The 14,050-nt window shown below is 54.1% G+C and carries 14 protein-coding genes and 1 tRNA gene; 10 read left to right on the top strand and 5 right to left on the bottom strand.

The features are described 5' to 3' along the window. The first annotated feature begins 8 nt into the window (after positions 1–8). The 3 genes from FD737_RS10705 to yejF are packed head-to-tail and all read left to right on the top strand — an operon-like array spanning position 9 to position 3,711. The gene (locus FD737_RS10705) at positions 9–1,100 is read left to right on the top strand and encodes a microcin C ABC transporter permease YejB (protein WP_160833474.1); all 1,092 of its coding nucleotides are present in this window, start codon (positions 9–11) and stop codon (positions 1,098–1,100) included. Beyond that, a complete protein-coding gene (locus FD737_RS10700; RefSeq protein WP_160833473.1) occupies positions 1,100–2,125 on the top strand; it encodes an ABC transporter permease in 1,026 nt (341 codons plus the stop codon). The genes FD737_RS10705 and FD737_RS10700 overlap by 1 nt, the downstream gene beginning before the upstream one ends. After that, positions 2,122–3,711, top strand: a complete 1,590-nt coding sequence (gene yejF / locus FD737_RS10695) for a microcin C ABC transporter ATP-binding protein YejF (protein WP_160833472.1) — start codon at positions 2,122–2,124, stop codon at positions 3,709–3,711. Before FD737_RS10700 ends, yejF begins: the two co-directional genes overlap by 4 nt. Here the strand turns inward: yejF and FD737_RS10690 are convergent. The 3 genes from FD737_RS10690 to rsuA all read right to left on the bottom strand — a co-directional run bounded on the left by FD737_RS10690 (position 3,705) and on the right by rsuA (position 6,373). Beyond that, the gene (locus FD737_RS10690; RefSeq protein ID WP_160833471.1) at positions 3,705–4,031 is read right to left on the bottom strand and encodes a hypothetical protein; all 327 of its coding nucleotides are present in this window, start codon (positions 4,029–4,031) and stop codon (positions 3,705–3,707) included. The genes yejF and FD737_RS10690 overlap by 7 nt on opposite strands. Positions 4,032–4,447: 416 nt before the next feature. Then, a complete protein-coding gene (locus tag FD737_RS10685; protein WP_160833470.1) occupies positions 4,448–5,638 on the bottom strand; it encodes a Bcr/CflA family multidrug efflux MFS transporter in 1,191 nt (396 codons plus the stop codon). Between the two features lie 12 nt (positions 5,639–5,650). Continuing rightward, on the bottom strand, positions 5,651–6,373 hold the full coding sequence (gene rsuA, locus FD737_RS10680; RefSeq protein ID WP_058961320.1) for a 16S rRNA pseudouridine(516) synthase RsuA: 723 nt from the start codon (positions 6,371–6,373) through the stop codon (positions 5,651–5,653). Between the two features lie 168 nt (positions 6,374–6,541). Between rsuA and FD737_RS10675 the strand changes: the two genes are divergently transcribed. Continuing rightward, positions 6,542–8,296: a DEAD/DEAH box helicase gene (locus tag FD737_RS10675; RefSeq protein WP_160833505.1), complete on the top strand. Its 1,755-nt coding sequence runs from the start codon at positions 6,542–6,544 to the stop codon at positions 8,294–8,296. 128 nt (positions 8,297–8,424) lie between these two features. Next, positions 8,425–8,709 carry a 50S ribosomal protein L25 gene (gene rplY, locus FD737_RS10670; protein WP_034824983.1) on the top strand — a complete coding sequence of 95 codons (285 nt, stop codon included), beginning with the start codon at positions 8,425–8,427 and terminating at the stop codon, positions 8,707–8,709. Positions 8,710–8,765: 56 nt separating this feature from the next. Here the strand turns inward: rplY and yejK are convergent, their stop codons facing one another. After that, complete coding sequence (gene yejK, locus FD737_RS10665; RefSeq protein WP_034824985.1) at positions 8,766–9,770, bottom strand: nucleoid-associated protein YejK; 1,005 nt, start codon at positions 9,768–9,770, stop codon at positions 8,766–8,768. A gap of 158 nt (positions 9,771–9,928) precedes the next feature. On the opposite strand from yejK, the gene FD737_RS10660 reads away from it, so the two are divergent. From FD737_RS10660 to FD737_RS10650, 3 genes are all read left to right on the top strand, one after another. Further along, the gene (locus tag FD737_RS10660; RefSeq protein WP_034824987.1) at positions 9,929–10,156 is read left to right on the top strand and encodes a YejL family protein; all 228 of its coding nucleotides are present in this window, start codon (positions 9,929–9,931) and stop codon (positions 10,154–10,156) included. 23 nt (positions 10,157–10,179) lie between these two features. Next, the gene (gene yejM / locus FD737_RS10655; RefSeq protein WP_160833469.1) at positions 10,180–11,931 is read left to right on the top strand and encodes an LPS biosynthesis-modulating metalloenzyme YejM; all 1,752 of its coding nucleotides are present in this window, start codon (positions 10,180–10,182) and stop codon (positions 11,929–11,931) included. A gap of 72 nt (positions 11,932–12,003) precedes the next feature. Further along, positions 12,004–12,080, top strand: a tRNA-Pro gene (locus FD737_RS10650). 53 nt (positions 12,081–12,133) lie between these two features. Here FD737_RS10650 and FD737_RS10645 read toward each other — a convergent pair. Next, positions 12,134–12,685 carry a GNAT family N-acetyltransferase gene (locus FD737_RS10645; RefSeq protein ID WP_097116596.1) on the bottom strand — a complete coding sequence of 184 codons (552 nt, stop codon included), beginning with the start codon at positions 12,683–12,685 and terminating at the stop codon, positions 12,134–12,136. 210 nt (positions 12,686–12,895) lie between these two features. Here FD737_RS10645 and FD737_RS10640 point away from each other — a divergent pair, with 210 nt between their 5' ends. Together FD737_RS10640 and FD737_RS10635 are read left to right on the top strand one after the other, a co-directional pair. Next, positions 12,896–13,099 (top strand): hypothetical protein, encoded by a 204-nt coding sequence (locus tag FD737_RS10640; protein WP_160833468.1) that lies wholly within the window; start codon positions 12,896–12,898, stop codon positions 13,097–13,099. 140 nt (positions 13,100–13,239) lie between these two features. Then, a complete protein-coding gene (locus tag FD737_RS10635; RefSeq protein ID WP_237448780.1) occupies positions 13,240–13,905 on the top strand; it encodes a 4'-phosphopantetheinyl transferase in 666 nt (221 codons plus the stop codon). Positions 13,906–14,050: the final 145 nt, after the last annotated feature.

Here is a 14,050-nt window from a genome sequence, read left to right as displayed (position 1 = left end):
AGAGCGGTTTGGGTTCCTATTTCCTGCGCAGGTTGCTGCTGATTATTCCCACACTGTGGGCGATCATCACCCTGAACTTTTTTATCGTGCAGATTGCGCCCGGTGGACCGGTGGATCAGGCGCTGGCGAATGCGCAATTTGGTCATAGCTCCGGTTTTTCCTCGGGTAGTGCTGGAGATGTCGGCGGGCGCGGTGCGCTGGCGCATGATAATCCGGGCGACAGCCAATATCGCGGCGCGCGTGGCCTTGATCCTGAGGTGATCGCCGAGATCAAACACCGCTACGGTTTTGATAAACCGCTGCTGCAGCGCTATGGCGAAATGCTGTGGAACTATATTCGTTTTGATTTTGGCGACAGTTTGTTCCGTAGCGCCTCGGTGCTGCAGCTGATCAAAGAGAGCTTGCCGGTTTCCATCAGCCTGGGCTTGTGGAGTACGTTGATCATTTATCTGGTCTCGATTCCGTTGGGGATTAAAAAGGCAGTGCGCAACGGCAGCGCTTTCGATATCTGGAGCAGTACCTTTATCATCATTGGATACTCCATCCCGGCCTTTCTCTTCGGCATCATGCTGATTGTGCTGTTTGCCGGGGGCAGCTATTTCGACTGGTTCCCACTTCGCGGGCTGACCTCGCCGCAGTTTGATACGTTGCCGTGGTACAGCAAGATTGGCGACTATCTCTGGCACATCACGCTGCCGGTTCTGGCCACGGTGATCGGCGGTTTTGCCACGCTCACTATGCTGACCAAAAACTCATTCCTCGATGAGATCCGCAAACAATATGTGGTCACCGCACGCGCCAAAGGACTGGATGAAAAACGTATTTTATACGGCCACGTGTTTCGCAACGCCATGCTGCTGGTGATAGCCGGTTTCCCTGCCACCTTTATCAGCATGTTCTTTACCAGTTCGGTCTTGATTGAAGTGATGTTCTCCCTCAACGGACTCGGCTTGCTGGGTTACGATGCCACTATTCAGCGCGACTATCCGGTGATGTTTGGCACGCTGTATATCTTCACGCTGATCGGCTTGCTGATGAACATTCTCAGCGATCTGAGCTATACGCTGGTCGATCCGCGCATCGATTTTGAGGGGCGCTAATGGGCTTATCGCTAATCAACCAGCAACGCTGGCAGCGCTTTCGTTATAACCGCCGTGGATACTGGTCGCTGTGGATTTTTCTGGTGATTTTTCTGCTTTCACTCGGTGCGGAGTTGCTGGCCAATGACAAGCCACTACTGGTGCACTATCAGCAACGCTGGTATATGCCGCTGTTGTTCAATTACAGCGAGAGTGATTTTGGCGGCGACTTTGCCACCCCTGCCGATTACCAGGACCCGTGGCTAAAACAGCGGATCGATCAGCAGGGATGGGCGCTGTGGGCACCGATTCGTTTCAGTGACAGCACCATTAATTTCGCCACCGATGTGCCCTTCCCTTCTCCGCCTTCGAAGCAGAACTGGCTCGGCACCGACGCCAATGGCGGTGATGTGCTGGCGCGTTTGCTATATGGCACGCGCATCTCGCTGCTGTTCGGGATCTTGCTGACCCTGTTCTCCAGCGTGATCGGTATCGTAATCGGTGCGGTGCAGGGCTATTTTGGTGGTCGTGTCGATTTAGTTGGCCAGCGTCTGATTGAGGTGTGGTCTGGCATGCCATCGCTATTTTTACTGATTTTGCTTTCGAGCGTGATTCAACCCGGCTTCTGGTGGCTATTGCTGGTCACCGTGATATTTGGCTGGATGAGCCTGGTGAGCGTGGTGCGGGCCGAGTTTCTGCGCACGCGTAACTTTGATTATGTGCGTGCGGCGCGCGCGCTCGGCGTGAGTGACGGACGCATTATGCTGCGTCACATGCTGCCGAATGCGATGGTGGCCACGCTGACCTTCCTGCCCTTTATTTTATGCGGTTCGATTACCACCCTGACCTCACTGGATTTCCTTGGTTTCGGCTTGCCGGTGGGTTCTCCTTCGATGGGTGAACTGCTGTTACAGGGCAAAAACAACTTACAGGCGCCGTGGCTGGGACTTTCCGGCTTCTTCGCCCTCGCGCTGCTCCTCTCGCTGTTGATCTTTATCGGTGAAGCGGTACGTGATGCTTTTGATCCCAGCCGGGGGGTGAAATGAGCCTGTTAAGCGTCAATCATCTCGCCGTGGCCTTCAATCAGCGCCGCGTGGTGGAAGATATCTCTCTGCAGATTGAGGCCGGTGAAACTCTGGCGCTGGTCGGTGAATCCGGTTCAGGCAAAAGTGTCACCGCGCTCTCGATTATGCGCCTGCTGCCGCAGCCGCCTGTGACCTATCCGCAAGGTGAGATCCTGTTCAATGGCCAAAATATCTTGCAGGCCAGCGAGCGCGAGATGCGCGGTCTGCGTGGCAATCAGATGGCGATGATTTTCCAGGAACCGATGGTGTCGCTCAACCCGCTGCACAACGTTGAGAAGCAGCTGTATGAGGTGCTGTCTTTGCATCGTGGGATGCGTAAAGAAGCGGCGCGCGGCGAAATTCTTAGCTGCCTCGATCGCGTCGGCATCCGCAATGCGGCATCACGCCTCGGCGATTTCCCGCATCAGCTGTCAGGTGGGGAACGCCAGCGCGTGATGATTGCCATGGCGTTACTGACGCAGCCCAAACTGCTGATTGCCGATGAGCCCACCACCGCGCTGGATGTCACGGTGCAGGCACAAATTCTGCGCTTGCTGCGTGAACTGCAGCGCGAACTGAATATGGGCATGCTGTTCATCACCCACAATCTCAATATCGTCCGCCAGCTGGCGCATCGTGTCACGGTGATGCGCGAGGGTCGGGAAGTGGAGCACAATCTATGCAAGCCGCTGTTCAGCCAGCCCGAGCATCCTTATACGCGTGAATTACTCGCCGCCGAACCGGATGGTCAGCCTGTGCCGCTTAACGATGCACAGCCGCTGCTGCAGGTCAAAAACCTGCACGTGGGCTTTCCGATTAAACGCGGATTGTTTCAGCGCGCCGTGGCGGAGAAAACCGTGCTCAGCGATCTCAACTTCACGCTGCGCCGGGGTGAAAGCCTCGGATTGGTCGGTGAATCCGGTTCAGGCAAAAGTACCACCGGTTTAGCGTTGCTGCGTTTGATCGCTGCGCGCGGTGAGATTTGGTTTGACGGCCAGCCGCTGCATAGCCTGTCGCGTAAGCAGCTTTTGCCGCTGCGCCCGCATATTCAGGTGGTATTTCAGGATCCTAACTCATCACTCAATCCGCGCATGACGGTGCAACAGGTGATTGCAGAAGGGCTGGCAGTACATCGTCCTGAACTAAGTGCCGCCGAGCAGGAAGCGAAAGTGATTGCCGTGATGCAGGAAGTGGGACTGGATGCAGAGAGCCGTTCACGCTACCCCGCAGAGTTTTCCGGTGGTCAACGTCAGCGCATCGCTATTGCCAGAGCGCTGATTCTGGAGCCGCAATTAATCGTGCTGGATGAACCGACCTCTTCGCTGGATCGCTCAGTGCAGAAGCAAATTCTCACCCTGCTGCGCCGTTTACAGCAGCAGCACCAGTTAGCGTATCTGTTTATTAGCCATGATTTGCAGGTGGTGCGCGCACTCTGCCATCAGCTAATTGTGCTGCGCCAGGGTGAAGTGGTGGAACAGGGAGAATGCGAAGCGTTGTTTAACGCACCGGCCAGCGATTATACGCGTCAGCTTTTAGCCTCCGCGCAGGGCGAATCGTTAACTCACTGACCTTCAAAGGTTTCCGCGATGGCAACGCCCTGATTTTTCAGGCAGCAGTTGGTAGTGCTTTCATCGCCACGCTGAATCAGTAAACAGGGCTGCCCTTCACACAGGGCAATTTTGCAATCGACCTGAATCTGCGCCAACGTCTCTTGCAGCTGGTGCAGAATTTCCAGCGCCGGATGGCCATCGTGGCTTAACAGACGCAGTGCGACGAGATCTTCATCGTGCACACCGTTGACCGCTTCCTGACGTTCAATTTCACCGACATGGTCGGCTGACCAACGATAATGTTGCGGTAAGCGATGCATAACCGAAAGTTGCAGCATAATTACAGTCCCCAGAGACGTTAACGCTTATTCACGACGACGGCGATTACGCAGTGAATCCCTACCTGGTAAACTCAGAATACGGACGTCAAGGTTTGCCTTCTCGTTTTAAACACAAAGCATGTAGCAAAGTTATTATTTGCGAGCTTTCTCGCATTTATGCCTATGTGTACCTTGTTCGGCGGCAGTTAACAATCATTTTAGATGCATTATAGTTACTTTTTTACACCTAAATTTTCACATTATGGAAACATTAAGCATAACGAAAATGTGGGGATTCGCGAGTGAACGTGAAGAATTGATCGCATACGGCAAGAGGGAATGTGACAACGGCGCAGTTTTTTATTCGCGATTTCAATGGCTCTAAAAACCAGTGAACTCCACGATCAACCGCGCCGTAAGAGGAAAGTGCAGATTTAAGCGTGGCGTGGACGTGCGGCGTAGCTAAACAACACAATGGATACGGTTGCGCATAGGGCAATGGTCGCCACCATTGGCCAGGCGCTGTTAATACTCACCAGTGACAGCAATGCCCCCACCAGCGCACCCACGCCAAAGCGCAAAGTACCGGCCAGTGACGATGCGGTGCCCGCCATATGCGGAAACTCATCGAGAATCACCGCCATCGCGTTCGAAGAAACCGTCGAGACGCAGCCGATAAACATCGCCACGCCAAACACCAGCGACAGGAAACCTAAATCCAGCGCGCTGGCAATCAGCAGCCAGATGCCCATCGCAAACTGTATGATCAGTCCGATACGGAACATCGCCAAAGGCCCGAAGCGGCGTACCGCGCGGCTGTTGATCAGCGTCATGACAAACAGGAACACCACGTTAAGGCCAAAGTAGTAGCCAAAGTTTTGCGGTGAAACGTGATTCACTTCGATGTAAACAAAAGGCCCGGCGTTGAGGAAGGTAAACAATCCCGCAAAGGAGAAGCCGCTTGCCAGCATGTAGCTGAACGCACGTTTATGGCGCACCAGCGCGACGAAGTTACTCAGCGTGGTTCGCAAATGGAAGCGCTGCCGCAGTTCAGGCTTGAGCGTCTCGCGGATCTGCGTCACCACCAGTACGGTAGTGATCAATGCGGCCACAGCCAGCGTCCAGAAAATCGCGTGCCAGTTCCACAGCAGCAACAGCCAACCGCCGATAATGGGTGCCAGTAACGGTGCAATGGTGGTGACCAGCATGACAAACGACATCATGCGCGAGAAATCCTCTTTCGAGTAACTGTCTCGCATCAGCGCGTTAATCACCACGCTGGCCGCTGCCGCCGACAAGCCGTGCAGGAAGCGCATAAAGATCAGTTGATCAATGGACTGCGACAAGGCACATGCCGCCGCGGCGCAGGCAAAGATCAGCGTGCCCAGCACAATCACCGGTTTACGTCCGTAGCTGTCCGCCAGCGGGCCATACACCAACTGCCCGATAGCAAACCCCAGAATGTAAAGGTTCAGCGTCATCTGCACGCTGCCTGCCGAAACGGCAAATTCGCGTGCGATTTGCGGCATTGCCGGCAAATACATATCAATGGAGAGCGGCATCAGCATCGCCAGCAATCCCAGAATCACGACCAACCCTACCGGTGAATTCTTTTCCTTACGCACCGCTTTCTCCCGCTATTTGCGTTTTTTCAGCTCTTCTGGCAGGCCGATGCTGTCGACCTCTTCTTCCGTGAGTTCACGGTATTCACCTTCAGCCAGGTCGTCATCCAGCACAATCTCGCCAATGCTTTCGCGATGCAGCGCGGACACATGATTACCCATCGCGGCAAACATGCGTTTGACCTGATGATAGCGGCCTTCCGTGATAGTTAAACGAGCGGCTTTTTCATCGAGGATTTCCAGCACCGCCGGTTTGGTCAGTTCTTTCTCATTGTGCAGTTGAATCCCCGTCGCGAACTTCTCCACCAGCGCAGGATCAATCGGCTCTTCCACTTCAACCAGATAGGTTTTTTCCAGGTGATGGCGCGGAGAGGTAATACGGTGTGACCACTGACCATCGTCCGTCAACAGCACCAGACCGGTGGTGTCGATATCCAGACGGCCCGCCGCATGCAGCTTAAAAGCAGCCGGTTCTTCCATGAAGAACAGCACGGTAGGATGATCGGGATCGTCAGTGGAGCAGACATAACCCTGCGGCTTATTCAGCATGAAGTAGCGTGGACCGGTTTGCACCACCAGTGGGTTGCCGTCGTATTCGATTTCGTCGTCTGGCAACACTTTGTAGCCCGCATCGCGAACCACTTCGCCATTAATGGTGACTTTCCTGGCGCGGATTTCGCGGCCAGCGATAGCACGGCTGACTTCCAGCTGCTGAGATATGAATTTTTCGAGTCGCATGAATTCGCTTTTGCCTGTTACTACGGAGGGAACTGAAACGGCGTTTTTAAACCGTTAAAAAAGTGTGGGCAGTATAGCTTGATCCTTCGCCTGCTAACAGTACCGCGCCTGCGTTTCAGCTGTTTTCATGGCATAATGCGTGCCCGTTTGAAAAAAAAGTTTGCCCTGATGTCCTTCACCCTGCGCCCGTACCAGCAAGAGGCGGTTGACGCCACACTCCAGCATTTTCGCCGCCACGATGCGCCCGCCGTGATTGTGCTGCCGACGGGTGCCGGTAAAAGTCTGGTGATTGCTGAACTGGCGCGCATTGCCCGAGGCCGCGTGCTGGTGCTGGCGCATGTGAAAGAGTTGGTCGAGCAGAACCACAGCAAATATCAGGCGTATGGTCTGGAAGCCGATATTTTTGCCGCCGGTTTACAGCGCAAACAGAGCGAAAGCAAAGTGGTATTTGGCAGCGTGCAATCCGTGGCGCGCAATCTGGATCGCTTCGACAGCGCCTTTTCTCTGGTGATCGTCGATGAGTGCCACCGCATCAGCGACAACGAAGAGAGTCAGTATCAGCAGCTGTTCGCCCATCTGCGGCAGCATAATCCTCAACTGCGCCTGCTGGGGCTCACCGCGACGCCCTTTCGCCTCGGTAAAGGCTGGATTTATCAGTTTCACTATCACGGCATGGTACGCGGCGATCAGCACGCGCTATTCCGCGACTGTATTTATGAATTGCCGCTGCGCTACATGATCAAGCACGGTTTCCTTGTGCCACCCGAACGGCTGGATATGCCGGTCGTACAGTACGATTTCAGCCGCCTGATCCCGCAAAATAACGGTTTATTCAGCGAAGCCGATCTCAATCGCGAATTAAAGCAGCAGAATCGCGTGACGCCGCACATCATCAGACAGATCGTGGAGTTCGCGGAGGATCGTCGTGGCGTGATGGTATTCGCCGCCACGGTAGAACATGCGCGTGAGATTTTATCTCTGTTGCCCGAGAACAGCGCGTTGGTGTCAGCGGAAACAGTGGTGAAAGAACGCGATCGTTTGATCAGCGAATTTAAAGCGCAACAGTTAAAGTTTTTAGTGAACGTCGCGGTGCTGACCACCGGCTTTGATGCGCCGCATGTAGATCTTATCGCCATATTGCGCCCCACTGAATCGGTCAGTTTGTATCAACAGATTGTCGGGCGCGGCCTGCGTTTGTCACCAGGCAAAACCGACTGCCTGATCCTCGATTATGCTGGAAATCCGCACGATCTCTTTACCCCTGAAGTCGGCACGCCAAAAGGCGCCAGTGACAATCAGCCGGTGCAAGTGTTCTGCCCAGCCTGTGGTTTAGCCAATACCTTCTGGGGAAAAACCACCGAAGATGGCCATATCATTGAACATTTTGGCCGTCGGTGTCAGGGCGTGATGGAGGATGATGAGGGCAATCGTGAACAGTGCGACTATCGCTTCCGCTTTAAAAGTTGTCCCGACTGCGGTGCAGAAAACGATATTGCGGCCCGCCGCTGTCATCAGTGCGATCGTATTATGGTCGACCCTGATGATATGTTGAAAGCCGCGCTAAAACTTAAAGATGCACGTGTGCTGCGCTGCGGCGGTATGACGCTGGAGCAAGGGCGCGACGAGAAAGGCGAATGGCTAAAAGCGACCTACTTTGATGAAGATGGCACCAGCGTCAGTGAACGTTTTCGTCTGCAAACGCCTGCTCAACGTAAAGCCTTCGAGCAGCTGTTTATGCGCCCACACCAGCGCGCACCCGGCGTGGAACTCGGTTGGCAAACTGCTGCGGATGTTATCGCTTTGCAGCCACTGCTGCGTCATCCCGATTTTGTGGTGGCACGCGCGAAAGGTCATTTCTGGCAAATTCGCGAGAAGATGTTCGATTATCAAGGACGTTATCGACGCGCGAATGAGCTGCGTTAAGCGACGGAATCATTTGCCCGCGTCTTCTATTGCGGCTATAATGCCGCCCGCTTTTGCATCCGTAAAAGCATATGAATAACCGTCTGTTGCTGGGTCGCCTGTAGCAGAAATGATTGAAGAGAAATCAAATGACCACTTTCAACGCTGAAGTACGTAAAGAGCAGGGTAAGGGTGCGAGCCGCCGTCTGCGTGTAGCAAATAAATTCCCAGCCATCATCTATGGCGGAAACGAAGCGCCAGTTGCTATCGAACTGGACCACGACGTTGTAATGAACCTGCAGGCTAAGCCTGAGTTCTACACCGACGTGCTGACCATCGTTGTTGATGGTAAAGAAGTTAAAGTTAAAGCTCAGGCGGTACAGCGTCATCCGTTCAAGCCAAAACTGCACCACATCGACTTCGTTCGCGCTTAATCGCCAACGAGTTGAAAAGAGAACGCCGCTTACGCGGCGTTTTTTTTGCCTGAAAATCAGTTACCGCCGGTTCGGCGCTGTAACTGATCGCGCAGATTAGGCGGTGTGCCTTTGATGGTCAGGGTATCGGTCGCGGGATCCCAAAAAATGCGCTCGCCCAGTAGCATGGCATCAAAATTCAGCGTCAGGCCGCCACCGCTGCCAGCAAACTTGGTCAACTGGCGTAATGTGCTACGGTCAGCCGGGAAATGCTCTTCCAACTCATAACCCTGCTCCTGGGTAAAGGCCTGGAAGGTTTTCTCTCCCAGCGGCGGCAGTTCACTGGAAAGATCTTCCAGCGCAATCTCCTCACCCGCCTGCAGTTGGTCGTTGCAGTAGCTGTAAACCTGCTGACGATAGTTCTGGCGCTCGTTCTTATCGAGATTCGATTCCGCGCAGTAATCATCTACCGCCTGCAGCAACCCCCGGTTCTGTGCTTTGGTATCGAGTCCAACGCTGGCACCGAGGAAATCCATAAAGAAATCGGCCACTTTGCGCCCGACGCGTCCACGCAGGAAGGTCAGATAACGGGTGGATTCTGGGTTGGTTTCCCATTCAGTAAGATCGATACGCGCCACAATATCCGCATGATTAATATCGAGATAATGAGTGCTGCTAATATCTAGTTGTTCATTGACGCGCATGCTTGACTGGCTGCTCAGCATCGCCACCAGCAAATACTCCACCGCCAGATAGCGATAGTGCAGGAACAGCACCACGCCACTTTCCGCAAACGGATATTTGCCCAGCTCATCACGCAGACGCCCGGTCGCGGCACGGCTAAAGGCCAGAAAGTCATCTTCCCCTTTGCGGCAATTGCGCAGCGCATCGGCCAGTTCACTCTCTTCATTAAACAGGCCATAGGCTTTGCTTTTGGCGCTGTACACCCGATGCAGCTCTTCTGCCATCTCTTCTACCGCACGGGTCGCGGGCAGCAAAGTGTCGCGCAGGACCACCTCAAGCTGGTTTTCATCACGTTTGACTAACTGATGCAGGGCAATCTGGTCGATATCCAGACTCATGGTAGACTCTCCTTTGGGCTCAGGCGCGTATTCAAACACCGCCCGCCGCTGCTTTCAACTCCACGCACAAACTGATCGCTCTGCTTGCGATTTAATTGCGGAAAAAAGCGCGTTGTTACGGTAATATACCGCCTTTTCACACTTGATTAGTCGACGATATGCCACAATCATCCCGTTATAGCGACGAGCGCGTAGAGAAGCTTCTCGCGCAGATGGCGCAGATTCTTGAAAAAGACAAAGCGCCAACCGACCTTTCCCTGATGGTGTTAGGGAACATGGTAACCAATTTGATTAACACCAGTGTCTCGCCGGCCCAGCGCCGCAGCCTGGCGAAATCTTTCGCGGAAGCGTTGCAGTCTTCCGTTCGCGATGACAACGCCCACTAAATTGCAGATCTGACCTCATAAATATGGTAACCAACCGGCAGCGCTACCGCGAAAAAGTCTCCCAGATGATCAGCTGGGGGCACTGGTTTGCCCTGTTTAACATCATCTTCGCGCTGATTTTAGGCAGCCGCTACCTGTTGGTCGCCGACTGGCCCGCCTCGCTTGCGGGCCGTATTTATGCCTATACCAGCTGGATTGGCCACTTTAGCTTTATTGTGTTTGCCGGTTATCTGCTGATTATCTTCCCACTCACCTTTGTGGTGATGTCACAGCGATTGCTTAGGGTGCTGTCGGCGATTATCGCCACTGCCGGGCTGACGCTGATTATGGTCGATAGCGCGGTATTCAACCGCTTCCACCTCCATCTGAATCCGGTGGTGTGGGAGTTGGTCATCAACCCCGACCAAAGCGAGATGGCGCGTGACTGGCAGCTGATGTTTATTAGCGTACCGGTCATCTTCCTCGTGGAGATGTTGTTTGCCACCTGGAGCTGGCAGAAGCTGCGCAGCCTGAATCGACGCTCATTTGGTAAGCCGCTGGCCGCGCTGTTTATCTGTGCTTTCTTTGCCAGCCATCTGCTGTATATCTGGGCCGACGCCAATTTCTATCGCCCGATTACCATGCAGCGCGCCAATCTGCCGCTCTCCTATCCGATGACCGCGCGACGCTTTCTTGAACGCCATGGCTTGCTGGATGCGCAGGAGTATCAGCGTCGTCTGGTGCAACAGGGTGATCCTGAGGCGCTGTCAGTGCAGTATCCGCTGAGTGATATCACCTTCCGCGATGGCGGCACGCGGCACAACCTGCTGCTGCTGACCGTTGATGGTTTGAGTCATGACAATCTGGATAAGGCACTGCCATCGCTGAATCAGTTTGCCAGTGACAACGTGCGTTTTACCCAACACTACAGTGCCGGGGTTGCGCCGGAGAAAGGCATGTTCGGTCTGTTCTACGGCATCTCCTCCAGCTATATGGACGGCGTACTTGCCGCGCGCATGCCTTCGGCGTTACTCGGTGCGCTGAATTCGCAGGGGTATCAGTTTGGTCTGTTCTCCTCCGACGGCTTCAGCCAACCCTTGTATCGCCAGGCGCTGTTAGCGGATTACAGCCTGCCAGAGGCGGATGCTCAGCCGAACAGCACGACGGTGAACCAATGGCAAAACTGGCTCAACGGCCAGAAAGCCGAGGGTGCGCCCTGGTTCTCCTGGATTTCACTTGATGGCGTCAACGTGACTGGCGAAAGCATTAAAGCGCGTCAGCGCAGCTATTTGCGCCAGGCTAACAGCGTTGATGAGCAAATTGCGGCCGTGCTACAGACGTTGCAGCAACGCGATTTGCTCAAAAATACCGTGGTGGTGATTACCGCCCAGCGTGCGGTTACGCCGGATAATGATGATAATCCGGGCAACCGTGCAACGTTACGGGTGCCTCTGGTGGTGCACTGGCCGAATACGCCGGCGCAGACCATCGATCGTCTGACCGATCAGCAGGATGTGATGACGACGTTGATGCAACGTCTGCTGCACGTGCGCACCAATCCGGCCAATTATTCACAGGGTGAAGATCTGTTTGCTGCTCAACGCAGCCACAACTGGGTCGCCAGTAGTGAAGAGGGCAAACTGGTGGTGACTACGCCAACCGTGACGCTGGTGCTGAATAACAACGGCAGTTACAGCGCCTACGATGCACAGGGCAATAAGCTGAAGGATCATAAACCGCAGCTGGCGTTGCTGCTTCAGGTGTTGACAGAAGAGAAGCGCTTTACCGCAAACTGATTAATAATGAGGCAGTTAAAACCTGCGCATATTGCAATCGTGAGCGGAACCAGTAGACTACTTCTCCACGTTCGGCACGTAGCGCAGCCTGGTAGCGCACGGTCATGGGGTGTCCGGGGTCGGAGGTTCAAATCCTCTCGTGCCGACCAAAATCCTATAAAAAAGCAGCCCTTAAGGTTGCTTTTTTGCTTTCTGAAGGCCGCTATCCTCTATCACGCTGCGCCAGCCATTCGTCACGCGTCAGTTCCCAGGTGCCCGCCGGTAACTCGCCCTCAACAAAAGTTTTGCGATAGGTATCCACTAACCGCATGCCAGTGCGTTCCGAGATGCGACGAGAAGCCAGATTATCCATCGCCTTGGGCACACGCAGACGCGTCTGATCGAGATGGATAAACCAGAATTCGGTGACTGCTGCGCAGGCTTCACTCATCAATCCCTGCTTCTGCCATTCGGGCACCAACCAGAATCCCCGGTTATCTTCCGGCCCCAGACGCAGTGAGATTAAACCAATCAGACTGTTGGGATCAGATCGATGGCGAAGGCTCCAGTGCCACGCCTGCCCTGCTTTCATTGCAGGCAGCGCCATACCCTCAATATATTGACGGGCGCCATCAGCGGGATAAGGCCAGGGCACAGAACCGATCAGATGCCGCACGATTTCCCAGCGCGGGAAAACCTGCTGTACCTGAATCGCATCTTCGCTTCGCAGCGGTTGCAGCAGTAAACGGGGCGTTTCCAGACGCGGTATTTCCATAACAACCTCCTTGGTTAACCCATTCAGTATTATCGTAAAACGGCCTGAGTGGGAAATCTTCTCGGAAATAATCAGTCAGTTACCGAAAGCAATCAAAGCGGAGCGGGATCACATTTTTCGTCAAACATGACAGCATTTCATCTGATTGAAACAAAACTGTCACACAGTTTAATTACTCTTATCCTTCCTGTTTTTCGATGGACACTTATTATGGTCATCAAAGCTAAAAACCTGCAGGACGCGGAAGAACTCCTGCATTCAGGTATCAGTAAAGTTGAACTGGCTTACGATATCGGCAGCGACGATTTTTTCCGCCTGGCTTCGCGGTGGTGTGACCGCGGTGCGCGTATAACCAAAGGCAACGAGCACTTTATGGTACAGATCAAAGGCATGTCAATTCCGCCTAATCACTAAACGTGGGTGAGCCGTTTTGGCTTGCTCTTTTCACGGCTGACGGGTAAAAATAGCGTTTTAACCGTCAGCCGTGATGCTTAATGTTTGCTTCTGAAATTCCCCTGGCACTGACCCCCTCTCCGTTTATTACCGCTGCGGCTATGACAAGCTCTCCGCTCCCTATTGCGTGGTGTGAATTTAATCAGCAGGCATGGCACAGCGATCTGCATCAACACTGGCAGCTCCCGCTACCACTGGCGTTACACAATGCCGTCACCAAGCGTAAAGCTGAGCATTTAGCCAGTCGCTGGCTGGCGCAGCAGATGCTGGCGCGCTTCGCGATGCCTGACTTTATCCTGCGTAATGCGCCCGATCGCTCGCCTGTATGGCCGGTGGGGATTCAGGCCTCACTTTCGCATTCGCAGCAAATGGCCGTCATCGCGGCAACGCAGGCGCCCCTATGTATAGGCGTTGATGTCGAGCAATTGATGGCAGAACAGACCGCAGAGGAAACGGCGGAGATGCTGATGAGCCGTGCAGAGCGTCAACGGTTAACCGCCGCTGCACTGCCGTTTGCAGCGGCGGCTACTTTGCTGTTTTCACTGAAAGAGAGTGTCTATAAAGCGTTGTGGCCACAGTTGCATCAGCCGATGGATTTTCTGCACGCGGAGTTGCTGGAGTGGGATTTGACGCAAGGCCGCGCCACGCTCACGTTGACGCAGGACTTTTCACGCGAGTTTAACGCCGGTACTCGCCTGCAGGCGCACTTCTGGCGACGCGGCGACCGCGTTATCACGCTGATCGCTCATCCCCTGAATAACCCATAAAAAAACCGGCTCAGAATCAATCTAAGCCGGTGACAACACAAGACGATAGAAGTGTTCCAGGGAGACAGAGACGAGGAATCTCTGTTGAAACTCACCTTACTCGCCTGGCAACACCTTGCCCAATAAGGCTTTTTGCTAAGCTTTC

The sequence above is a fragment of the Pantoea sp. Seng genome (assembly GCF_009829935.1).
GTDB lineage: Bacteria > Pseudomonadota > Gammaproteobacteria > Enterobacterales > Enterobacteriaceae > Pantoea > Pantoea communis.
Note: the sequence above shows the minus strand (reverse complement) of the source record. Positions and strands in the feature narration are given on the sequence as shown.